This is a genomic window from Sulfitobacter sp. SK011 (assembly GCF_003352065.1).
GTDB lineage: Bacteria > Pseudomonadota > Alphaproteobacteria > Rhodobacterales > Rhodobacteraceae > Sulfitobacter.
On sequence record NZ_CP025803.1, the window covers coordinates 1,169,949 to 1,190,581 of the forward strand.

The window sequence follows — 20,633 nt, forward strand, 5'->3', positions numbered from 1 at the left end:
GGGCGGCCTCTTTGAATTATCTAGGCAATATTCTTGCGTTTGGCTGTAGATACGGGAAACTTTATGAGCATGTCAATTCGCTGCGTTGCGGCATTATCGCTCGGGGTCGCAAATCCGCGGCACTCAGCAACGTCGAGCGGGTTTCCTCCAGCAGCGCTTCACTTAGATATTGTCCTTGGTTCGCCGCACTGCAAGGGTATTGCTGATGACACATACTGTTCAATTGCCCCTTTGGTTGTTTATCCTGATTGTCCTTTTTGCGGCCGTCACCGCGTTAAGCCATTTCTTGTTGCCGTCGGTGCGCTGGTTTTTCCGGTTGCGGTTGGAACGCGCGGTCAAGCATTTGAACGCGCGGCTATCGCGCCCGATAGAGCCGTTCAAGTTGGCGCGGCGGCACGATATGATTCAGCGGCTTATCTACGACCCCGAAGTCAGTCGCGAAATTATCAACTATGCACGTGATAATGACGTGCCAGAAAATGTGGCCTTTCAAAAAGCTCGTACATATGCGCGCGAAATTGTGCCCAGCTTTTCCGCATTCGCCTATTTCAGCTTTGGCATAAGGCTGGCCAAATTGCTTGCCAATTCGGTTTACCGGATAGAAACGGCGGATAATAACGACGCCACGTTCGAGGCGATCCCCAAGGATGCGACCGTCATTTTCATCATGAATCACCGTAGCAATATGGACTATGTTCTGGTCACGTACCTTGCGGCGCGGTCATCGGCTTTGTCTTATGCTGTTGGGGAATGGGCGCGGGTTTGGCCGCTGAGCCGGCTGATCAAATCAATGGGAGCCTACTTTATTCGGCGCAAATCGCGCGGGGCGCTATATCGCAAAGTTCTGGCGCGGTATGTCCATATGGCCACGGAAGGCGGTGTAACTCAGGCTATTTATCCCGAAGGTGGCCTCAGCCTAAATGGTTTGTTGCAACCCCCAAAGATGGGCCTGCTGACCTATGTGACGGAAAGGTTCGAGCCGGACGGTGAACGCGACGTGGTGTTCGTACCGGTCGCCATCAACTATGACCGCGTCCTGGAAGATCGGGTGCTTATTGCCGCTGACACCCGTGGTGACAGGCGTTTTGGTGCGCGTATTTCGGTTGTCGTCGGGTTCATTCTGCGCAAGCTTTGGCAACGGCTGCGGGGGCGGGATACCCGGTTCGGCACGGCGGCTGTGGCATTTGGCACGCCGCTGTCTTTGCGTGACGCAGGGCCAGAGACCACAATCGAAGATCTGTCAGAGACGTTGATGAACCGCATATCAGAGGCCATGCCGGTGTTGACGGTGCCATTAATTGCGCAAGCCCTGTTGACCCACGGGCCCCTGACCGAAGAGGCGCTGTTTGATGCGGTGGGATCATTGCTTGACCAGATACCGGTGCAGAACCGCGTACCGAAACCTCAGACATTGCGATCTGAACTGGACCGCGCGTTGACGGGGCTGGCGGGACGCGATGTGATCAGCAAAGGTGACGGGATATGGCAGATCAACGACGGGCAAAGGCCGATTATGCAATTTTATGCAAATTCAATCCAACAATTTGCGCCTGGGAATGCTGCGCTAGCAAAATAAATTTCTGCACTTGCTGGGTCATAAAATTACAAAAAAGGCGCTTCTGAGGTTGCATTATTGCGTATCCATCCATATTCCAAGGATGAGACGCTGCGATTCTGCATTGCGGCAAACGCATCATTGACCGAACGAACCGACAGGAGGCCCGCATGGCACTCGATACCACCATCGCGCAATACGACGCACCTGAAAAAGACCTTTATGAGGTTGGTGAAATGCCGCCTATGGGACATGTGCCAAAGCAAATGTATGCTTGGGCGATCCGGCGTGAACGGCATGGCGATCCTGACAAGGCCATGTTGCAAGAGGTGGTGGACGTGCCGGAACTGGACAGTCAGGACGTGCTGGTCTTGGTGATGGCTGCGGGCGTGAACTATAACGGCGTCTGGGCCGCCCTCGGGGTGCCGATCAGCCCGTTTGACGGCCACAAACAGCCCTATCATATCGCGGGCTCGGATGCGTCGGGTATTGTTTGGGCGGTGGGCGACAAGGTCAAACGCTGGAAAGTCGGTGACGAGGTGGTGATCCACTGTAATCAGGACGATGGCGATGACGAGGAATGTAACGGCGGCGATCCGATGTATTCGCCCAGCCAACGCATCTGGGGCTATGAGACACCCGATGGGTCATTCAGCCAATTCACCCGCGTTCAGTCACAGCAACTGATGCCGCGCCCCAAGCACCTGACCTGGGAAGAAAGCGCATGTTATACGCTGACACTAGCCACCGCATACCGGATGTTGTTTGGCCATGAACCTCATGATCTGAAGCCGGGGCAGAATGTGCTGGTTTGGGGTGCATCTGGTGGTCTGGGGTCCTATGCGATCCAGTTGATCAACACCGCGGGTGCCAATGCCATCGGCGTGATCAGCGACGAAAGCAAACGTCAGTTCGTGCTCGATCTTGGGGCCAAGGGCGTGCTGAACCGCAAGGATTTCAAATGCTGGGGGCAATTGCCCACCGTGAACACGCCTGAATACAAAGAGTGGTTCAACGAGACTCGCAAATTCGGCAAGGCAATCTGGGATATCACCGGCAAGGGCGTGAACGTCGACATGGTGTTCGAGCACCCCGGTGAGGCAACATTCCCGGTCTCCACTTTTGTGGTGAAAAAGGGCGGCATGGTGGTGATTTGTGCCGGCACGTCCGGGTTTAACCTGACGTTTGATGTGCGGTACATGTGGATGCACCAGAAGCGGTTGCAGGGCAGTCACTTTGCCCACCTCAAGCAGGCCTCGGCAGCCAACAAACTGATGCTGGAGCGGCGGTTGGACCCGTGCATGTCAGAGGTGTTCACGTGGGAAGACCTGCCACAGGCCCACGTCAAAATGCAGCGAAACGAACATAAACCCGGCAACATGTCGGTGCTGGTACAGGCCCCAAAAACCGGGCTGCGCACTTTGGAAGACGCGCTCGACGCCCGGGGCTGACGCCTGATTGTCTCTGCATCCTGAACAATAGCCCGCGAATCATAGGATTGATTCGCGGGTTTATTTTTGAATTTTGGATGGCCCTGTTAGATCAAATACTTGGATTCTCGCCCCTCGCCATTTCGGGGGAGTTGAAATTTGCGAATATTTTCGATTCCAAGGCACATGCTATGGTTGTATTAACGTTTCGTTAACCATTTTAAAGAGAGTCTGTACATGCGAAGTGACTGGATTTTGGACGTTCTTGTTGATCTGCGCAGCTTTGCGTTGTCGAACAATTTGCCCGCCCTGGCGGAACAGTTGGATGACACCGCAATTGTTGCGCTGAGCGAGATCGCCGCCCTTAAAGAAAGGACCAACGGCCAAGCGCATGGTGACCGAAACACAAATGGAACCGATACTGGAGTTGTTGGAGCAGGCTGACACGCTTGCGAAATTGCAGGCGGCCAGCGTCGCGTTGCGCGACACATTAAACGTAGATCACATCGCATATCACTGGGTGGATTCCGCCGGTGATCAATATGGCTGCGGGACCTATTCATCGGCCTGGCAGGCGCGATATCTTGAACAAAATTACCTGCGGATCGATCCGGTTATCATCGGCTGTTATCAACGCTTTCATCCGGTCGATTGGAAAAGACTGGATTGGTCAAGCAAGCCCGCGCGGGCATTTCTGGCTGAATCGATTGAATATGGTCTTGGGAACCAAGGCTATTCCGTGCCCATTCGTGGCCCTAACGGTCAATTTGCCTTGTTTACCGTTAACCATTCGTGCAGCGACGATGACTGGTTCGCCTTCACGGAAGCGCACCGCAGCATGCTGATCCTGATCGCACATTACCTGAACAAAAAAGCGTTGGAATTTGAACCCAACAGAACGCCAGAGCAATCCCAATCGCTGAGCCCCAGAGAGATTGATGCGATGACATTGCTTGCCATAGGTTACAGCAGGGCGCAGGTGGCCAATACCTTGTCGATCTCAGAACATACGCTGCGGGTCTATATTGAAAGTGCGCGGTTCAAACTGGGCGCGATGAATACGACACATGCAGTTGCGCGGGCGCTGAGCCGGGGTTTGATCGTTGTCTGAGACGAGCACCTGTTGCGGACGATCCAATAGCACCGCGCGGTGCTGATTGGCTGAATTAACAATGAGTGCGTTAGCTCTGTTTTCATACTTGTGATGGACGGAGGGCTTAAAGTGCTACGATATCTTTATGGAAACGACCTGTGCCAACATCCACGACTGGCACGCCAGATGTTTTGCGACCGGGCGGACCAGTTCAAGGTGCGTCTGGGGTGGGATGTGACATTGGATGATGCGGGTGAAGAGCGCGATGAATATGATGCGCTGAACCCACTTTATGTCATCTGGGAACAGGCCGATGGCCGTCATGGCGGTTCAATGCGGTTCCTGCCCACAACAGGGCCCGCAATGGTCAATGATCATTTTGGTCATCTGACGACCGGCCCCATCCAAAGTCCGCTGATCTGGGAATGTACGCGGTTTTGTCTGGCCCGTGGGGCTGATCCAAAGGTCGCGGCGGCCTTGATGATGGGCGGCGGTGAAATCATGCAAGGTTTTGGCATCAAGCATTTTGTCGGGGTCTTTGATGCGCGCATGGTACGGATTTATCGGATGATCGGATCGTCTCCTGAGGTCTTGGGCAGCCAGGGCGAGGGGCGCGAAAAGATATCGGTTGGCCTCTGGGCGTTTGACGCAGTCGCACAGGCGCGTGTCGCCGCGCGCGCGGGCATTTCGCCTGAACAATCCCGGTTCTGGTTCGATCACAGCTTTTCCAGCACATCGCTGGGAGGATGGGCCAGAACAGGGTAAAGTAGACAAACCCATCTGGCCCCCGGCGCGCCCCTCACGTAGGGTCGCGCCATGAATATTCCTGCACTCACCTATTCCGACGATCAGGCCACAGCCTTTGATGCAGTGGCCGAGATGCTGCGTAGCGCCGGGATCGATCTTGAGGACAGCCTGTTGATGCCAAGCCCTGGCGGCGCAGATCAGGTGATGGCCGTCACCGGCAAGGCCGGATCGGGCAAAACACTTTTGCTTGCAGAGCTTTACAAGGCACTAAAGGGGGCCGGCGTAGAGATTGTTTCGGGTGATTACGAATCGCGAAAACGCAAAGACAAACGTTCACTTGCGATCCTTGCGCCCACCAACAAAGCGGCATCGGTCCTGCGCCTTCAAGGGGTGCCGGCGACGACCATACACCGCATTCTTTATACGCCGGTCTATGACCCTGAATATGAACGCATCGCCGAATGGCTGGCCGGGTCCGGCGAGCGGCCCGAGATTGAGGGGCTGACTGAAATATCACTGGATCGGGCCGCGGCATTCTATGCGGGCAACAAATCCATTCCCGGCGCTTTGGCTGCGGCTGGCCTGCGTGGGTCCGATTTCATCACCGGCTGGAAACGGCGCGAAGAGCCATTGGACATCGGATTTGTCGATGAATCGTCAATGTTGGATGACAAGCAGTTCGAGGATCTCAAAGAGATTTTTCCGACCCTGCTGCTCTTTGGTGACCCTGCGCAGCTGGCTCCGGTCAATCAATCCGGGACCATGGTGTTTGAAAAACTGCCCGAGAAGCGGGTGATGAACCTGAACCGGATATTCCGGCAGGACGCGGGCAATCCGATCCTTGATCTGGCACATGCGCTGGCGGACCCCGATCTGGGGTTCGAGCAGTTCGAGCGGATGATTGAGGATGCGTCGAAGAAGGATGACCGCGTCATCTGGGGTCAGCGGGTCGAGGTTGATCTGATGGCGCGCAGCCCGGTTTTGGTCTGGCGCAACGCCACGCGCATCCGTTTGATCAATGCGTTCCGGTCCGTGCATGGCGCGCCTGAGGATGCGCTGCTGGCGGGGGAACCGCTGATTTGTGATGGCATCGAACTGCCCCTGAAGCACCGCAAGAAACGGTTGGATCTTGAGGCGCGTGGGCTGATCAAGGGTGCGCAGGTGATCTATCTGGGCGAGGGCCGCAAACCGGGGTTCAGCCGCCTGCATGTGATGGGCGCAGAAGATCCGCAGGTGTCTGCGGCGTCGATCGTGAAAATCGAAAAACCGGACGAAGAGGAACCTTTCATTCCCTTTGCCGCGCGCATGGGGTCCACGTTTTTGCATGGCTCTGCTGTGACAATCCACAAGGCGCAGGGCAGCCAGTGGGAAACCGTTCAGGTGTTTGCCCCAGATCTGTTTGCCGCCGCACGTATGGGCCGGATGGAGGCGGGTCAGCCGCTGTGGAAACGGCTTGCCTATGTCGCCATCACACGGGCGCAGGAGCGGCTGATCTGGGTGGTGCGCAACCGGCTTTCAAAACCCAGCGGACCGTTGCAGGTGGACGATTTGCGCGATGCACCCGTGGCCCCCCTTACACTAGATGCCACAACGGAGGATACGATATGAAATCCATCATCATCACCGGGGCAAGCTCTGGCATCGGGCGGGCCACAGCGGAATTGTTCCTAAAAAACAATTGGCGCGTTGGCCTGATCGCGCGACGTGCTGAGATGCTGGAGGATATGGCAGCGGCGCACACCCATGCCGTTGCCCTGCCAGCAGATGTGACAGATGCACAGGCGATGGCAGACGCGTTCAAAGCTTTTGGGCAGGTGGATGTCCTGTTCAACAACGCCGGTATTTTTGGCCCGTCTGCGCCCATCGACGAAATCGCATTAGACGATTGGCAGCAGGTCCTCTCGGTCAACCTGCACGGCATGTTCATCGCCGCGCAATTGGCGTTCAAACACATGCGCACTCAGGGCGGCGGACGGATCATCAACAATGGATCACTGTCCGCCCATGCGCCGCGTCCGGGGTCGGTCTGCTATACCACAACCAAACATGCAATCACCGGCCTGACCAAATCGCTGTCGCTTGATGGGCGGCCCTTTAACATCGCCTGTGGGCAGATTGACATAGGCAACGCCGAAAGCCAGATCGTTGCGGATTTAAAGAAAAAAGACCCTCAGATGGACACGATGGATGTCAAACATGCTGCAGCATCGGTCTTGCATATGGCGGCGATGCCGGCGCAGGCAAACGTTCAGTTCCTGACGGTAATGGCCACCAAAATGCCCTTTGTCGGGCGCGGCTGACTAGCGCCGGAAAATGCTAAAGATCGCAGAGGCACCCCAGCCAGCTGCAATCGCGATGGCCAGTGACATAAAGCCATAGATCAGGGCATTCTCACGCGACAACCTGAACAACCAGCGCTCAACGCCGACTTTTCGGACATATATGCTGGTTTCATATTTTGACACAACCTCGCCACCGCGCGTCAGGAAAATCCGTGTCAGATAGTCCCCTTCGGTCAGGGCAGCGGGCAATTCGATGGCCGTCCGAAACAGCGTTTGTTCATCGACGCTGACGGTGCCTTCGTTCAACTGATACTGATTGGACTTTGATTTGATCCGGATCAGCGCGTTGGTAAAGTTTTTTGAGTCCAGGATATTTTGCGGTGCCCCGACAGATCGGATGGCGCGTGGTATGGACACTTTGTACCGCAAGTCTTCGGTGTTGGAGAGTGCAAGACCCAACAACGTGCTGGACGCCACCGCGTAAAAACTCGGTGCGTGATCCACTTCAACGGCATCAGTATTGACCCAGATGCCAAACCGCTTTTCCTTGCGGCGAACAGTGATCGGCCTAGAGGGGCCCGCGACGGTCACAATAACCTGCAGGCGCGGATCGTCCAGGATCGCCTCTTCACGTTTCACCGCACCAAATATCAGGATCTCTGAGCCATCAAAATTGGTGTTGATTGACACCTGATCACTGCTTAGGCCAAGCACCACTTCTTCTGCCAGAGCGGGCAGCGCGCAGAGCAGTGCGAAGGCAAATGCAAGTACGCGCATCAATGACCGCTCGCCGCGCCGAGCGAATAAAGCTCGACCGGTTCCAACAGTAATTCCAGTGCAAGTTTGCCGCAGACCAACAGCACCATAAGCGCCAAAAGGATGCGCAATTGTTCGGCCTTCATCTTGACGCCGATGCGGGTGCCGATTTGCGCACCGATCACACCGCCGATGAGCAGCAGCACAGCCAGTACAATATCAACGGTAAAGTTTGTGGTGGCATGCAGCATGGTGGTAAAGGCGGTCACAAATATGATCTGAAAGAGCGACGTCCCCACCACGACTTTGGTTGGCATACCCAAAAGATAGATCATCGCAGGCACCATGATAAATCCGCCGCCGACACCCATGATCGCAGCGAGGATACCGACCGCGACGCCCACGACCAGAGGCGGAATGACCGAAATATAAAGGCCCGAAACCCGGAACCGCATTTTGAAGGGCAGGCCATGGATCCAGTTATGCTTTTTACGCGCTGTCTTTTTGCCGGAACGGGTTTTGCGGATCGCATTCAACGATTCGATAAACATCAACCCGCCGATCACACCGAGAAAGATCACGTAACAAAGCTTGACCAGCAGATCGACCTGACCTTGGGCCTTGAGATAGTTGAACACCATCACACCCAAGGCGGCACCGATAAGACCCCCGATCAGCAGGACGGTGCCCATCCTCAAATCGACAGTCTTTCGCTTGAAATGCGCCAAAACCCCAGAAAACGAAGAGGCAACGATCTGGTTGGCCTCGGTGGCAACTGCGACCGCGGGGGGGATCCCGATAAAGAAAAGCAGCGGCGTCATCAAGAAGCCACCGCCTACCCCGAACATGCCGGACAGAATGCCAACAAGCCCACCCAACCCCAATAGGAGGAATGCGTTAACCGAAACTTCGGCGATGGGCAGGTATATTTGCATGGCCCCCATTAGCGCAGGTCTTGTATCTAAATCAACTGTCCTTGCTGCTTTGCAGCAAGGAGGACCGATATCATTGGTCAAACTGGCCTTATAATCAGACCTTATAATTTGACCTGATGGCTCAGCGTTCTTTCACGTAAGGTTCGCCACCCGCGCGGGGCGGAATGGCCTTGCCGCCGAACCCAGCCAAAATGATGACGGTCATCACATATGGCAGCGCCCCCAACAACTGGCCCTGAACCTTGATGCCAACCAACGCTTCGATCACATCTGGACGCGTTTCCAACGCACCAAACAGCCCAAAGAGCAACGTCGCATAAAGCGCATACCACGGCCGCCACTTGGAAAAGATCAATGCGGCAAGCGCGATAAACCCTCGCCCAGCTGACATGTCTTTGACAAATCCTGCCTGCAAGGCCGTGCTGAGATAGGCCCCCGCGATGCCACAAAGCACGCCGCAAATCGCCACCGCCGCATAGCGCAGGGCGACCACGGAAACGCCAGCCGTGTCCACGGCTGCGGGATTTTCGCCGACCGCGCGCAGGCGCAGCCCAAACCGCGTGCGATACAGCAGCCACCATGACAAAGGCACCGCCGCGAAGGCCATGTAGACGAGGATCGAATGGCCTGAAATCAGTTCTGCATAAAGCGGTCCGATAATCGGTACATCGGCCATGGCATCCGCACCGGGCAGGGTAATCGCCTCAAACCGGGCACCGCCCATCAACGACGGCGTCCGCCCGCCTTGGCTGAACCAGTCCTGCGCAATCAGCACGGTCATACCTGCCGCCAGAAAGTTGATCGCCACGCCGGAAATCAGTTGGTTGCCGCGAAAGGTAATCGACGCGACACCATGCAGCGCGCTGAGCATCAGAGATGCGCCCATGCCAGCCGCCAAGCCAATCCAGACGGACCCGGAAAGCGATGCCACGGCAGCAGAGAAGAACGCCGCCGCCAGCATTTTGCCCTCAAGGCCAATGTCGAAAATGCCCGCTCGTTCACTGAACAGACCCGCAAGGCAGGCCAGAAGCAACGGTGTGGCAAGGCGGACAGTGCTGTCGAGCAGTTGGATGAGCGTTGCGTAATCCATCACTTCACCGCCTTTGCCGTTTTGGATTTACGCAAGGCGAGGAATATGCGCTCAAGCGGCATCCGCACCATGTTATCGAGCGCGCCTGTGAACAGGATCACAAGCGCTTGAATCACGACGATCAATTCGCGGGGGATCGATGTCCAAAGCGCAAGCTCCGCACCCCCTTGGTAGAGAAAGCCAAACAAGATCGCGGAGATGAACACGCCCAAAGGATGTGAACGGCCCATCAGCGCCACCGCGATGCCGATAAAACCGGCCCCTTCGGTTGAGTTCAGCACCAGCCTTTCAGCCTCACCCATCACGTTGTTGATCGCCATCATTCCGGCCAAAGCACCTGAGATAATCATCGCGATCATGATGATCTTGAAGGGCGATATGCCCGCGTATTTGGCGGCAGATTCCGAATGACCATACGCGCGAATTTCATATCCCAAACGGGTACGCCAGATCAGCAGCCACAAGATCACGCAGGCGGCAATCGCCACCAGAAAGGATACGTTTGCGGGGGCGGATTTGGAAAAGGCGATGCCAAAGGGGGCCAGAATATCATGCAGTGTCGGCAGGTTGGTCGCCTCGGGAAAACGCGCCGTGGCGGGGTCCATGCTGCCTTTGGGGCGCATGATGTTGACGAGTACGTAGTTGAGCAGCGCGGCGGCTATAAAGTTGAACATGATTGTGGTAATCACGATGTGGCTGCCGCGTTTGGCCTGCAACCACGCGGGGATCGCGGCCCAGAAAGCCCCAAATAGCCCCGCCATCACAGCGGCACCAATCAACGCCAGCGACCAGTGTGGCCAAGGGATGTAAAGACACGCAATCGCAACCCCCAGCCCGCCCAGCATCGCCTGACCTTCACCACCGATGTTGAAAAGCCGCGCGTGAAAGGCGATCGAAACAGCCAAGCCGGTAAAGATAAAGTTTGTCGCATAATAAAGCGTGTAGCCCCAGCCATAGGTAGAGCCGAGCGCCCCGGTGATCATCAGCTTGACGGCTGCCACCGGGTCTTCTCCGATGCCAAGAATGACAAGGGCAGACAGGATCGCCGCCAGCACAAGCGAGATCAGCGGGACAAGGACCACTTCGGCCCACTTTGGCATCACGTCCATCTCAGACCTCCTTTCTCGGGTCGCCGCTGACGTGGGCAAGGTTCGCCTCGACCTCGGCCACAGAGTGCGGTTTGTCAGTGTCGGTGATCCCGGCCATCAACAGGCCCAGCTCTTTTTCATCGGTCTGGTCCGGGTCGCGCATCCCCATGATCCGGCCATCAAACATGACAGCGATGCGGTCGGACAGCGACAGGATTTCTTCAAGCTCAACAGACACCAGCAAGATCGCCTTGCCCTGATCGCGCAGGGCGACAATTTGTTGATGAATGAATTCAATGGCACCAATATCCACGCCGCGTGTTGGCTGGCCGATCAACAACAGGTCCGGATTGCGTTCGATTTCGCGGGCCAAAACAATTTTCTGCTGATTGCCGCCCGAAAAATTCTTCGCTTCAAGCTTGGGATTTGGCGGGCGCACGTCAAAGCGTTCCATTTTTTCAGCGGTATCTTCGCGAATGGCATTGTTGTTCATCAACATGCCACTGCGATAGCTGGGATCATCGTGATAGCCAAAGGCGGTATTCTCCCAAGCGTGAAAATCCATGATCAGACCTTCGCGCTGACGATCCTCTGGCACATGGGCGATGCCCCGCGCACGCCGTGATTTGGCGTCGGAATATTTGCCAGTTAGGTCAAGTTTTTGACCATTTACGCTGACTTCGCCGATGCCATCCTCATAGCCGCCAAGCACTTCAAGCAGTTCTGACTGACCGTTCCCGGCGACCCCGGCGATGCCTAGGATTTCACCAGCGCGCACCTGCAAATCAATGCCGCGCAGGCGTTCGACACCTTTGTCGTCAACCACCCGAAGGCCGCGCACGTCCAACACGACCTCACCGGGGATGCTTGGTTTTTTATCCACCCGCAACAGGACCTTACGTCCAACCATCAGCTCTGCCAGTTCGGCGGGCGATGTCTCGGATGTCTTTACCGTTGCAGTCATCTCACCACGGCGCATCACCGACACGGTGTCGGTGATCTCCATGATCTCGCGCAGCTTGTGGGTGATCAGAATGATGGTTTTGCCCTCAGACCGGAGCCGGCCAAGAATGCGGAACAACTGATCCGCCTCGGCAGGCGTCAACACGCCCGTCGGTTCATCCAGGATCAGAATATCCGCATGGCGGTAGAGCGCCTTGAGGATCTCGACGCGCTGTTGCATGCCCACACCGATGTCCTGAACAAGCGCATCCGGGTCGACATTGAGCCCGTAATCCTCGGCCAGTTCCACCAATGATTGGCGCGCCTTGGCAAGTGAGGGTTTCAGTTTCCAGCCATCTTCGGCACCCAGAATGATATTCTCCAGAACCGTAAAATTCTCAACCAGCTTGAAATGCTGGAACACCATGCCGATGCCTGCCGCAATTGCGGCCTGGCTGTCCGGGATGTCGGTTTTTGTCCCGCCGATAAAGATCTCGCCCTTATCAGCTTTGTAAAATCCGTAAAGGATCGACATCAGCGTCGATTTGCCCGCACCGTTTTCACCGATGATCCCGTGGATCGTGCCGGGCATGACGCGGATCGAAATGTCTTTGTTGGCCTGAACCGGCCCAAAGGCTTTGGAAATGCCTTTCAGCTCAATCGCGGGTGCAAGAGATGAGGCAGCCGTTTCCGGCTGCCTCGCTGTTTTTTCCGCTGTCACGCTTAGAAGTCCAGCGCAGGGCAGCTGTCGTCTGACATGTAATCATGCACGGCCAGAGAGCCATCCGCGATTTTCGCTGATGCTGCATCAACAGTCGTCAGCATGTCCGTGTTGACCAGTTCCGCGTTGTTTTCATCCATCGCATAGCCCACACCGCCATTGGCGATACCCATGACGTTAAAGCCTTTTTCCATGCCGGGGCCGTCTTTCATGGCCTGATAAACGGCATTGTCGACGCGCTTGAGCATCGATGTCAGGACTTTGCCCGGATGCAGGTGGTTTTGGTTGCTGTCGACGCCAACAGACAGAATACCTTCGTCAGCGGCGGTTTGAAGAACCCCAACGCCGGTGCCACCAGCAGCGGCATAAACCACATCAGCGCCTTGGCTGATCTGTGCTTTTGTCAATTCAGAGCCTTTTACCGGGTCATTCCAGGCGGCAGGTGTGGTACCGGTCATGTTGGCAATCACGGTTGCGTCCGCATTGACCGCTTTCACACCCTGAGCATAGCCGCAGGCGAATTTACGGATCAGCGGGATGTCCATGCCGCCGATAAAGCCAACGGTGCCGGTTTTGGACGCCATCGCGGCCATCATGCCAACCAGATACGACCCTTCATGCTCGTTGAACACAACCGAACGCACGTTTGGCTGATCGACAACCATATCGATGATCGCAAAATCTGTTTCAGGATAGTCCGGTGCGACCTGGTTCAGGATGTCACCAAAGGCAAAGCCGGTCATGATGATCGGGTTTGCGCCCGCTTCAGCGAAACGGCGCAAGGCCTGCTCACGCTGGGCCTCGGACTGCAATTCAATCTCGCGAAAAGTCTCGCCGGTCTCTTCGGCCCAACGCTGCGCACCACCAAAGGCCGCTTCGTTAAATGATTTGTCGAACTTGCCACCAAGGTCAAAGATCAACGCAGGCTCTGCCAATGCGGCACCGGCGCTCAGTGCGACAGCGGCGGCAGCGCCCATAAATTTGGTCATAAGGGTCATAGGTATCTCCCAGGTTTCTATTTGGGGCGCGGCCAGCAACGGCTTTTGCCCGCGATCAAATGATCAGGTGCAAATTTGGTCGTAGTCGGGGGGAAGGGTCAACAGCTTTCTGACACCAAGGGCTGTTATTCTGTCACCTGACCGCAGGTAAGGGCCCGCTGCATGATCAATGCGTCAGCGACAGAGCCGTTTTTGCGGGCGTAATATGCCGGGCGTGTGGCGATGGTGGCAAAGCCCAGATCAAGATAAAGCGCGATTGCGGCTGTGTTGTCGGCCGCAACTTCTAGAAACGCGGTGTCTGCAGATTTTGTCGGCGCATCCAACCAGCGGCGGAGTAACTTGAGCGCGATCCCTTTGCGCCGGTGGCCGGGATCGACTGCCAGCGTTAATAATTCGGTTTCGCCTGCCACCGAGCGGGTCAGGGCGAAACCAAAGTCATGCGTAAACGCCTGCACAAACGGGCTGTCCAACAGATCAGAAAATTCCGCCGCATTCCACGCGCGTTCCTGATCGAATGCGCGCGCATGCACCGCCGCCATCTCGTCTGCTGTCATGACAAAATTACGGGGGCGGGATCACGGCTTGGTGCCGCATCCGCAGGCCGCAGGTAAAGCGGCGCAGGGCGCATTGTCTCAGTGAGAAAGCGGGTTGCTGCCAGCCTTGCAATAGCCTCTGCAACGGGGTGCACGGGGGGGTGCCCACCGGCCCCAATCAAAGGCCCATCAAAGGCAGGCAGCTCTGATGCCGGATATTGCCCAGGATCAGAAAGGTTCGGGTTCTCATAGCCTTGCAGGTAAACCATGTCGCGTCGTGCATCCACGGCGCAAGCACAAGGCCCCTGCGTTCCAAGGCGCAATGCGTCAAAGGCCGACACCCCAACCGCTGGCACCCCAAGACCAAGCGCGAGGCCGCGCGCCGCCGAGACAGAGATGCGAATGCCGGTGAAATTGCCGGGGCCAATGCCGACCCCGATGGCCGACAAATCTGAAACTTCAATATTGGCCTTGGCCATCAGCTCGCTACACAGCACCAACAAACGCTCTGCCTGACCCTTGGCCATGGGTTCCACCGCGCTTTGCAGCACCTGATCACCCAACAGCAAAGCGGCCGCGCAATGCGCGGCCGATGTATCAAACGCCAAGACAAGTGGTGTCTCAGGCAACCGGGCGCACCTCGGTCACTTCCGGAATATAGTGGCGCAGCAGGTTCTCAATGCCCATTTTCAGGGTCAAGGTCGACGACGGACAGCCCGCACATGCGCCTTGCATATGCAGATAGACAACACCCCGATCAAATCCATGAAAAGTGATGTCGCCACCGTCTTGCGCGACGGCAGGGCGCACACGGCTGTCCAGCAACTCTTTGATCTGATTTACAATTTCACCGTCTTCGCCATCGTGCGCTGCATGGCCTGACGTGGCCTGGTGATCGGCTGCCATCACCGACTGACCTGATTGGAAATGCTCCATGATGGCACCCAGCAATGCTGGTTTGATATGGTCCCAGTCAACCGTGTCGGCCTTGGTGATTGTCACAAAATCCGTCCCAAAGAACACCCCCGCGACGCCGTCTACGGCGAACAGGCGCGTGGCCAGCGGTGAGCCGCCGGCGGCATCAGGGGTTGGGAAATCTGCTGTGCCAACTTCCAGCACTGCCTGTCCGGGTAGGAACTTGAGTGTTGCTGGGTTTGGTGTGGATTCGGTTTGAATAAACATGGCAGTTTCCTGTGCTTGGCGCAGCATTGATATGCGCTTTGGGGACCGTGAAGTCAAGGTTTGGAACGATTCTAAATCGACCTGCCGCGCGGTTCGCAATCCTGGCGCAAGAATCACAAGACCGTGCCAAAATGACCGCCCGGCGAACCGCCAGGTCAGGCGCTTGTCGTGCTCTTGATTTACGTGATGGCCTCAAGCCGATCCTTGCTCAGGTCACCCGGCACAATCGTGATCGGGACTGGCAAGGTTCCGGCGCTGCGTGATAATTGCGTTACCAGTGGGCCGGGACCCTTTTTATTGTCAGCACTTGCACCCAGCACCAGCACCCCAACATCTGGGTCCTCGATCACATATTTGATGATCTCGTCTGCGGCCACGCCTTCGCGGATCACCAGTTCCGGATCGACGCTTTGTTTGTCCCGCATCCATTTGGCAAACACTTCAAAATGCACTTCAATGCGTTCACGCGCCTCTTCACGCATGATGTCGCCGACACCGATCCAGTGGTTGAATTCATCCGGTGGAATGACCGACAAAACCGTCACACCGCCCCCGGTGTGCGCCGCGCGCAATGCCGCAAATCGCATCGCATTCAGACATTCGGTGCTGTCATCAAGGACAACGAGGAACTTACGCATGAGAGGTCTCCCTTTGGCCCCGGATCATGGCGTCAGAAGCTGCGTCGCGCAATCGCAAACTACGTCTGGACGGGTCATGAGCGGGTGACTGGACTGGCGCTTTTTTGGCTTAGCGCTCGGATGCGGCCCAATCCCAATACATCTCCCGGACCCGCCGGGTCACCGGATTTGCATTTGGACCGATCTGATACTGGGTGTCATCAAAGGCTTTGACGGGGGTGACTTTCATCATGTTGCCAGACAAAAATACCTCGTCCGCGCCATGAAAATCGTCAAAGGAAAGCACCGCCTCGTGCACTTTCATGCCATCTGCGGTCATGTTTTTCATATGGCGCGCACGGGTGATGCCCGCCAGAAATGTACCATTTGGGATCGGTGTGAACACCTCACCGTCTTTGACCATGAACACGTTGGCTGACGCCGATTCCGCGACATTGCCCATCGCGTCGGCAACCAGCGCATTGCCAAAACCTTTGCTGCGTGCCTCAACCATCATCCGGGCGTTGTTGGGGTAAAGGCACCCGGCCTTGGCGTTGACCACGTTGTCTTCGAGCACGGGGCGGCGAAACCGGGTGCGGGTCAGGGTGGTCGCGGCCTCTGGTGGGGCCATTGGTATCTGCTCAAGTGATATGGCAAACCCTGTGGCCCCTTCACGCGGCACGATGCCCAGTTCGTCACCCGCCAAGGCCCAATACATCGGGCGAATATAAACGGCGGCGTCGCGCGGATAGCTGGCCAGCCCTTCGCGCACAATGGCCACCATGTCGGCGGTCTGGACCGTTGGCGAGATCATCAATGCCCGCGCAGAGCGGTCAATGCGTGCGCAATGCGCCTCAAGATCCGGGGACAACCCATCAAAAAGCCGCGCGCCGTCAAACACGGTGGTGCCCAGCCATGCACCATGATCTGCCGCCTTGATGATCGACATGTCGCCGTCATGCCAGGTGCCGTCGAAATAGGTCTTGATATTGGTGCCGGTGGCCATGTTCGGTTTCCTCTAAGGCTTGCTGCGGTAGATGCCTTCGGGCAGGTTGAGGGCGTCCGTCAACTCGCGCAACTGAGCGGGTGACAGGGTGATCTTTTTGATCTGATCGGTGCGCGGATCCCATTGCTCAAAGGTGATCTCGCTTGCAAAGGCATGCACAGTCACATCCTCTCGCAATGGGGCGTCGCCTTCGTCAATCAAAGTGATCACAGTCGCGTCAAATTCGTGTTCGATGGTAAACATAACCTAAACCTGTTCTTTTCAGCGGATCATTGCAAGGATCGGATTCAAAGTGCTGTGATCGGGCTGGTCCTCGCGCGCGAGCGTGCTAAAACACACCAAAGAGCAGGCGCAGCCCAGAGGAACAGAAATGAGAATTACCAAAGCCCTTGGAACAATCGCGGCGGTCGCCTTTTTGGCAGCCTGCGAAGTCACCACTGTTGGGCCGGGTCCGTCAGGCCCCGTTGGCCCGGCTGCTGCCCCGCAGTCAAGGACCGGAACGCTTTCCGCCTCGCAAGCGGCGCGCAGTTTTGTGAATGTCGTCAATACTCTTGAACCCGTGGCCGAACGCGAATGCCGCGCGCGCACGGCTGGGGTGAACTGCAATTTCAACATCGTTGTTGATGACCGCCCCGGGCAGCCTGCGAATGCCTTCCAGACATTGGACAAACAGGGCCGCCCCATTGTGGCCTTTACGCTTGCCCTGATCGCCGATGCGCGCAATGAGGACGAACTGGCATTTGTGCTGGGTCATGAAACGGCGCACCACATTGCAGGTCACATCGGCCGCCAGCAGCAGAATGCTGTTGCGGGCGCTGTCGTCGCAGGTGGTCTGGCGGTTTTGCTGGGCGGTGACAGCAGTGCCATTGAGGCCGCTCAGCGCACGGGTGCCCAGGTTGGCGCGCGCAGCTATTCCAAGAATTTTGAACTTGAGGCCGACGCGCTGGGCACGGTGATTACCAAGCGGGCGGGATATGACCCGGTGCGCGGCGCGCAGTTCTTTGCGCGCATCCCTGATCCGGGCGACAGATTTTTGGGAACGCATCCACCCAATGCATCGCGGCTCGATACCGTGCGCCGGACGGCTGCTGGTCTTTAGATCGGTTTCGGCGGCGGCTTGGTTAGATCGAGGGCGATGCCGATTGGCGACATCAAGACCCAAAAGGTCTGGATCAATGGTTCGGCGAGATTGAAGCTGACGGTAGGACTGATCAAAACACAATCGGAAGCGGTAGGACTAAGCGAGAAAAACTGCAGAGAATGGCCGCTCGGCACCCGCGTGGATATTGGGCGCGTTAGGCAGATGTTCAGAGATCGCCTATGGCGGAAAACCTTGGCTAAGCGCACGTTTTTAGGTCACGGCGGGGCTCAGAGGCAGATATGTCAGCGTTGATCAAACTGGGTCATGTCCTGTCTGACCGGGGATCTAAATACGCGGTTTCGGGTGGACTTGTGCAGGACCGCGCGGGCGTTGATACGGCGCTTAAGACGCTGAAAAGAGACAAATCATACGCCAAAGCGACCCACAATACATGGGCGGTTCTACTGTCGACGTCCGGCGCGCTTAAGGGCGATGATGGCGAGGCGGGCGCGGGGATGGTGATTGTGCGCATGCTGGAACGCGAGGCACTGCATGATCATCTGATCATTGTGACGCGATGGTTTGGCGGCAAGCATTTAGGTGGGGATCGGTTTCGCCATGTGCAGACCTGCGTGCGGATGTATCTTGATCAGGTGGTCTGAACACTGAGGCTGATAGCCGAAAAAATGCAGATTGAGGCGATCAGGACAAACACATGCCAGATCGCATTTTGATAGGGCATTCCGTCACGTTTGTAGATGATCGTGCCGACAGAATAGGTCAGCCCGCCAATGCCGATCAATGCAACGGCCATGCCCGGCAACTTGTCCAGCATCGGCCAGACCAGCAGCACGGACAGCCACCCCATACCAAGATAAAGCGCCAGTGAACCACGCGCATCGGTGCGCCAAAAGAACAGTTTTGCAATGGCGCCAAGCACCGCTATGATCCAGACAACCGCAAGGATACCGTAAGCAAAGCCGGTGCCAATGATCATCACAAGTGGGGTATAAGTCCCTGCTATCTTGAAATAAATTGCCGCGTGATCAATCCGGCCCAACAGGGCGCGGGGCTGATCAAACGGCATCAGGTGATAGACCGCAGAGGCGGCAAAGGCAAAAATCATGCAGCCCGCATAGATCGCCGTGGCGACCGTGGGCGCGTTCGTGCCCGCAGCTTGCACCAGCAACAAAAAACTTGCCGGAATGGCAAACGCCAATCCCGCGAAATGCACGGTGCCGTCGGCCAAAGTTTCAGCTGGGGTCGTAGGGTAGGGCATGACCAGATGCTAGCACCAGATGGTTAAGAGACCATGCATGACTTAGCGTCAGTAAAACGTCGGTGCCTGGATCAGCGCGGTTTGTTGCCATCAATCCACCGCGACATCAGGGTTCTGTCGTGAAAACACTCGCGCGGCACGTCGCGGCGTTTGAGCCGGGCAATGCGTTCGGCAAAGGCGACCTGCTTGGACGACGGATAATTGTCGAACTTGCCCTTGGGCGCGGGGGCCTTGTGCGCGTCGATCCATGCCGACAATTTGGCACGGTCCTGTGTGATCCCCTGTGGCAGGGCCCTGTGGGATTTCGCGGCCAGAATACGGGCGTAGGCGATCTGTTTTTCCGTGGCGGCCAATGGCTGCGTCAGCGGCAGATCGTGCTGCACAGGTGTGGCCCCTTGGGCGGGGGTAAAGATGCCGGGAAACTGGGGTTGAAAGGACATGACAGCGTTCCTTGTTCTCATATTGTTAATATATAGAACATATAGGGAACATTTGCAAGAGGAAGGATGAACCTGTTCTGCTCTACCTACCAGATGTGGGGTGCCGGGCGGTTCCTGCAACTACATGAGCGGATATTGGCTTAGGTTTTGCAGATTCTAACGCTTCAGTTTGTGCACGTGACACAGGCTGCGCCCAACTGCCCGCAGGAATGGGTGCTGTGCCGACTTTGCCCCCGTTCAACGAGACAGAAATCAAGCACCGTTTCTAGTTCTTTGGGATGTTGACCGTCCCAGTAATGTGCGACTGCCTCAATGGCATTGCCTTGTACATAATTTCGGCACCTGTCGTAGCGATCCCTTGGCCTGTCATTCCGTCGAACTTTCCAGTTCCGCCGACAATAGACCAATCGTTCGCTTTGCCTTGTTCCCCCGCTTTCCAACGCATGGTGAATGTGTCTTCCCCCTCTCCGAACACACAGACGCCCTGTATAGAGTTTTCGCCGTTTTGCGCACCGAAGCCCCCTCCAACACAACGCGCAGGCCCTTCTTCCAATGGGCCTTCAACAACTTCAAAGTAGCCTCGGTTGTCCTGCATAAAATATACACTGTCCGACAGCTGGAAGTATTCCTGATTGAGCGGATAGATATTGTTGATCTCGATACGTTCCTCGGCAAAAGCCGGACTTGCGGTCAAAAAACCTACGAGAGCTATGTTGAAAACGGAAGGTTTCATGAATTTCTCCTGACCATTTGTTGAACTGTACATAAAGATTGATCGGTTCAAATGATTTATTTTCCGGCTTTTCGCATGAAGAGCGTCGAAATCAGTGGTCACTGGCAATGATTGATATGGAACAC

At 56.4% G+C, this 20,633-nt stretch carries 23 protein-coding genes; 8 read left to right on the plus strand and 15 right to left on the minus strand.

What is annotated here, in order from left to right; translation table 11 throughout:
• The first annotated feature begins 205 nt into the window (after nucleotides 1-205).
• From C1J02_RS05720 to C1J02_RS05750, 6 genes are all read left to right on the plus strand, one after another.
• The gene (locus C1J02_RS05720) at nucleotides 206-1,576 is read left to right on the plus strand and encodes a 1-acyl-sn-glycerol-3-phosphate acyltransferase (protein WP_114877728.1); all 1,371 of its coding nucleotides are present in this window, start codon (nucleotides 206-208) and stop codon (nucleotides 1,574-1,576) included.
• Nucleotides 1,577-1,725: 149 nt separating this feature from the next.
• The gene (gene ccrA, locus C1J02_RS05725; protein ID WP_114877729.1) at nucleotides 1,726-3,006 is read left to right on the plus strand and encodes a crotonyl-CoA carboxylase/reductase; all 1,281 of its coding nucleotides are present in this window, start codon (nucleotides 1,726-1,728) and stop codon (nucleotides 3,004-3,006) included.
• A 370-nt stretch (nucleotides 3,007-3,376) separates the two neighbouring features.
• Nucleotides 3,377-4,096 (plus strand): autoinducer binding domain-containing protein, encoded by a 720-nt coding sequence (locus C1J02_RS05735; RefSeq protein ID WP_114877731.1) that lies wholly within the window; start codon nucleotides 3,377-3,379, stop codon nucleotides 4,094-4,096.
• Between the two features lie 111 nt (nucleotides 4,097-4,207).
• On the plus strand, nucleotides 4,208-4,843 hold the full coding sequence (locus C1J02_RS05740; RefSeq protein WP_114880393.1) for an acyl-homoserine-lactone synthase: 636 nt from the start codon (nucleotides 4,208-4,210) through the stop codon (nucleotides 4,841-4,843).
• Between the two features lie 51 nt (nucleotides 4,844-4,894).
• A complete protein-coding gene (locus tag C1J02_RS05745) occupies nucleotides 4,895-6,433 on the plus strand; it encodes an ATP-dependent RecD-like DNA helicase (RefSeq protein WP_114877732.1) in 1,539 nt (512 codons plus the stop codon).
• On the plus strand, nucleotides 6,430-7,125 hold the full coding sequence (locus C1J02_RS05750) for an SDR family oxidoreductase (protein WP_114877733.1): 696 nt from the start codon (nucleotides 6,430-6,432) through the stop codon (nucleotides 7,123-7,125). Before C1J02_RS05745 ends, C1J02_RS05750 begins: the two co-directional genes overlap by 4 nt.
• On the opposite strand, the gene C1J02_RS05755 is transcribed toward C1J02_RS05750, so the two are convergent.
• The 12 genes from C1J02_RS05755 to C1J02_RS05810 all read right to left on the minus strand — a co-directional run bounded on the left by C1J02_RS05755 (nucleotide 7,126) and on the right by C1J02_RS05810 (nucleotide 17,218).
• Nucleotides 7,126-7,884 (minus strand): TIGR02186 family protein, encoded by a 759-nt coding sequence (locus C1J02_RS05755; RefSeq protein WP_114877734.1) that lies wholly within the window; start codon nucleotides 7,882-7,884, stop codon nucleotides 7,126-7,128. It lies immediately after the preceding gene.
• Nucleotides 7,884-8,798: a sulfite exporter TauE/SafE family protein gene (locus C1J02_RS05760; RefSeq protein ID WP_114880394.1), complete on the minus strand. Its 915-nt coding sequence runs from the start codon at nucleotides 8,796-8,798 to the stop codon at nucleotides 7,884-7,886. The genes C1J02_RS05755 and C1J02_RS05760 overlap by 1 nt, the downstream gene beginning before the upstream one ends.
• 121 nt (nucleotides 8,799-8,919) lie before the next feature.
• Entirely contained in the window at nucleotides 8,920-9,888 is a 969-nt protein-coding gene (locus C1J02_RS05765; RefSeq protein ID WP_114877735.1) for an ABC transporter permease, read from the minus strand.
• Nucleotides 9,888-10,997: an ABC transporter permease gene (locus C1J02_RS05770; RefSeq protein WP_114877736.1), complete on the minus strand. Its 1,110-nt coding sequence runs from the start codon at nucleotides 10,995-10,997 to the stop codon at nucleotides 9,888-9,890. The genes C1J02_RS05765 and C1J02_RS05770 overlap by 1 nt, the downstream gene beginning before the upstream one ends.
• A gap of 1 nt (nucleotide 10,998) precedes the next feature.
• The gene (locus C1J02_RS05775; RefSeq protein WP_114877737.1) at nucleotides 10,999-12,639 is read right to left on the minus strand and encodes an ABC transporter ATP-binding protein; all 1,641 of its coding nucleotides are present in this window, start codon (nucleotides 12,637-12,639) and stop codon (nucleotides 10,999-11,001) included.
• Nucleotides 12,640-12,641: 2 nt separating this feature from the next.
• Entirely contained in the window at nucleotides 12,642-13,637 is a 996-nt protein-coding gene (locus tag C1J02_RS05780) for a BMP family protein (RefSeq protein WP_114877738.1), read from the minus strand.
• Nucleotides 13,638-13,762: 125 nt separating this feature from the next.
• Nucleotides 13,763-14,191: a GNAT family N-acetyltransferase gene (locus tag C1J02_RS05785; protein ID WP_114877739.1), complete on the minus strand. Its 429-nt coding sequence runs from the start codon at nucleotides 14,189-14,191 to the stop codon at nucleotides 13,763-13,765.
• Nucleotides 14,188-14,799, minus strand: coding sequence for a tRNA (adenosine(37)-N6)-threonylcarbamoyltransferase complex dimerization subunit type 1 TsaB (gene tsaB / locus C1J02_RS05790; protein ID WP_114877740.1), 612 nt, complete (start codon nucleotides 14,797-14,799; stop codon nucleotides 14,188-14,190). Before tsaB ends, C1J02_RS05785 begins: the two co-directional genes overlap by 4 nt.
• The gene (locus C1J02_RS05795; protein ID WP_114880395.1) at nucleotides 14,792-15,352 is read right to left on the minus strand and encodes a NifU family protein; all 561 of its coding nucleotides are present in this window, start codon (nucleotides 15,350-15,352) and stop codon (nucleotides 14,792-14,794) included. Before C1J02_RS05795 ends, tsaB begins: the two co-directional genes overlap by 8 nt.
• Before the next feature lie 179 nt (nucleotides 15,353-15,531).
• The gene (locus C1J02_RS05800) at nucleotides 15,532-15,990 is read right to left on the minus strand and encodes a universal stress protein (protein WP_114877741.1); all 459 of its coding nucleotides are present in this window, start codon (nucleotides 15,988-15,990) and stop codon (nucleotides 15,532-15,534) included.
• 109 nt (nucleotides 15,991-16,099) lie between these two features.
• A complete protein-coding gene (locus C1J02_RS05805; protein WP_114877742.1) occupies nucleotides 16,100-16,975 on the minus strand; it encodes a branched-chain amino acid aminotransferase in 876 nt (291 codons plus the stop codon).
• A gap of 12 nt (nucleotides 16,976-16,987) precedes the next feature.
• Nucleotides 16,988-17,218, minus strand: a complete 231-nt coding sequence (locus tag C1J02_RS05810; RefSeq protein ID WP_114877743.1) for a hypothetical protein — start codon at nucleotides 17,216-17,218, stop codon at nucleotides 16,988-16,990.
• A gap of 127 nt (nucleotides 17,219-17,345) precedes the next feature.
• Here C1J02_RS05810 and C1J02_RS05815 point away from each other — a divergent pair, with 127 nt between their 5' ends.
• Together C1J02_RS05815 and C1J02_RS05825 are read left to right on the plus strand one after the other, a co-directional pair.
• Nucleotides 17,346-18,074, plus strand: coding sequence for a M48 family metallopeptidase (locus C1J02_RS05815; protein WP_114880396.1), 729 nt, complete (start codon nucleotides 17,346-17,348; stop codon nucleotides 18,072-18,074).
• Between the two features lie 290 nt (nucleotides 18,075-18,364).
• Entirely contained in the window at nucleotides 18,365-18,718 is a 354-nt protein-coding gene (locus tag C1J02_RS05825; RefSeq protein ID WP_114880397.1) for a YigZ family protein, read from the plus strand.
• Here the strand turns inward: C1J02_RS05825 and C1J02_RS05830 are convergent.
• The 3 genes from C1J02_RS05830 to C1J02_RS05840 form a co-directional block, all read right to left on the minus strand.
• Nucleotides 18,706-19,335, minus strand: coding sequence for a hemolysin III family protein (locus tag C1J02_RS05830; protein WP_114877745.1), 630 nt, complete (start codon nucleotides 19,333-19,335; stop codon nucleotides 18,706-18,708). The genes C1J02_RS05825 and C1J02_RS05830 overlap by 13 nt on opposite strands.
• A gap of 71 nt (nucleotides 19,336-19,406) precedes the next feature.
• Nucleotides 19,407-19,775, minus strand: a complete 369-nt coding sequence (locus tag C1J02_RS05835; RefSeq protein WP_254693213.1) for a hypothetical protein — start codon at nucleotides 19,773-19,775, stop codon at nucleotides 19,407-19,409.
• Nucleotides 19,776-20,040: 265 nt separating this feature from the next.
• Nucleotides 20,041-20,508, minus strand: coding sequence for a hypothetical protein (locus tag C1J02_RS05840; protein WP_162798245.1), 468 nt, complete (start codon nucleotides 20,506-20,508; stop codon nucleotides 20,041-20,043).
• Nucleotides 20,509-20,633 lie beyond the last annotated feature (125 nt).

Bases quoted from the DNA above. Each gene is read 5' to 3' on its own strand.
- ccrA (WP_114877729.1), top strand. From the start codon at position 1,726: ATGGCACTCGATACCACCATCGCGCAATACGACGCACCTGAAAAAGAC.
- C1J02_RS05840 (WP_162798245.1), bottom strand. From the start codon at position 20,508: ATGAAACCTTCCGTTTTCAACATAGCTCTCGTAGGTTTTTTGACCGCA.
- C1J02_RS05750 (WP_114877733.1), top strand. From the start codon at position 6,430: ATGAAATCCATCATCATCACCGGGGCAAGCTCTGGCATCGGGCGGGCC.
- C1J02_RS05835 (WP_254693213.1), bottom strand. From the start codon at position 19,775: ATGTCCTTTCAACCCCAGTTTCCCGGCATCTTTACCCCCGCCCAAGGG.
- C1J02_RS05780 (WP_114877738.1), bottom strand. From the start codon at position 13,637: ATGACCCTTATGACCAAATTTATGGGCGCTGCCGCCGCTGTCGCACTG.
- C1J02_RS05770 (WP_114877736.1), bottom strand. From the start codon at position 10,997: ATGGACGTGATGCCAAAGTGGGCCGAAGTGGTCCTTGTCCCGCTGATC.
- C1J02_RS05795 (WP_114880395.1), bottom strand. From the start codon at position 15,352: ATGTTTATTCAAACCGAATCCACACCAAACCCAGCAACACTCAAGTTC.
- C1J02_RS05785 (WP_114877739.1), bottom strand. From the start codon at position 14,191: ATGACAGCAGACGAGATGGCGGCGGTGCATGCGCGCGCATTCGATCAG.
- C1J02_RS05755 (WP_114877734.1), bottom strand. From the start codon at position 7,884: ATGCGCGTACTTGCATTTGCCTTCGCACTGCTCTGCGCGCTGCCCGCT.
- C1J02_RS05800 (WP_114877741.1), bottom strand. From the start codon at position 15,990: ATGCGTAAGTTCCTCGTTGTCCTTGATGACAGCACCGAATGTCTGAAT.
- C1J02_RS05830 (WP_114877745.1), bottom strand. From the start codon at position 19,335: ATGCCCTACCCTACGACCCCAGCTGAAACTTTGGCCGACGGCACCGTG.
- C1J02_RS05760 (WP_114880394.1), bottom strand. From the start codon at position 8,798: ATGCAAATATACCTGCCCATCGCCGAAGTTTCGGTTAACGCATTCCTC.
- C1J02_RS05765 (WP_114877735.1), bottom strand. From the start codon at position 9,888: ATGGATTACGCAACGCTCATCCAACTGCTCGACAGCACTGTCCGCCTT.
- C1J02_RS05720 (WP_114877728.1), top strand. From the start codon at position 206: ATGACACATACTGTTCAATTGCCCCTTTGGTTGTTTATCCTGATTGTC.
- C1J02_RS05745 (WP_114877732.1), top strand. From the start codon at position 4,895: ATGAATATTCCTGCACTCACCTATTCCGACGATCAGGCCACAGCCTTT.
- C1J02_RS05735 (WP_114877731.1), top strand. From the start codon at position 3,377: ATGGTGACCGAAACACAAATGGAACCGATACTGGAGTTGTTGGAGCAG.
- C1J02_RS05810 (WP_114877743.1), bottom strand. From the start codon at position 17,218: ATGTTTACCATCGAACACGAATTTGACGCGACTGTGATCACTTTGATT.
- C1J02_RS05805 (WP_114877742.1), bottom strand. From the start codon at position 16,975: ATGGCCACCGGCACCAATATCAAGACCTATTTCGACGGCACCTGGCAT.
- C1J02_RS05815 (WP_114880396.1), top strand. From the start codon at position 17,346: ATGAGAATTACCAAAGCCCTTGGAACAATCGCGGCGGTCGCCTTTTTG.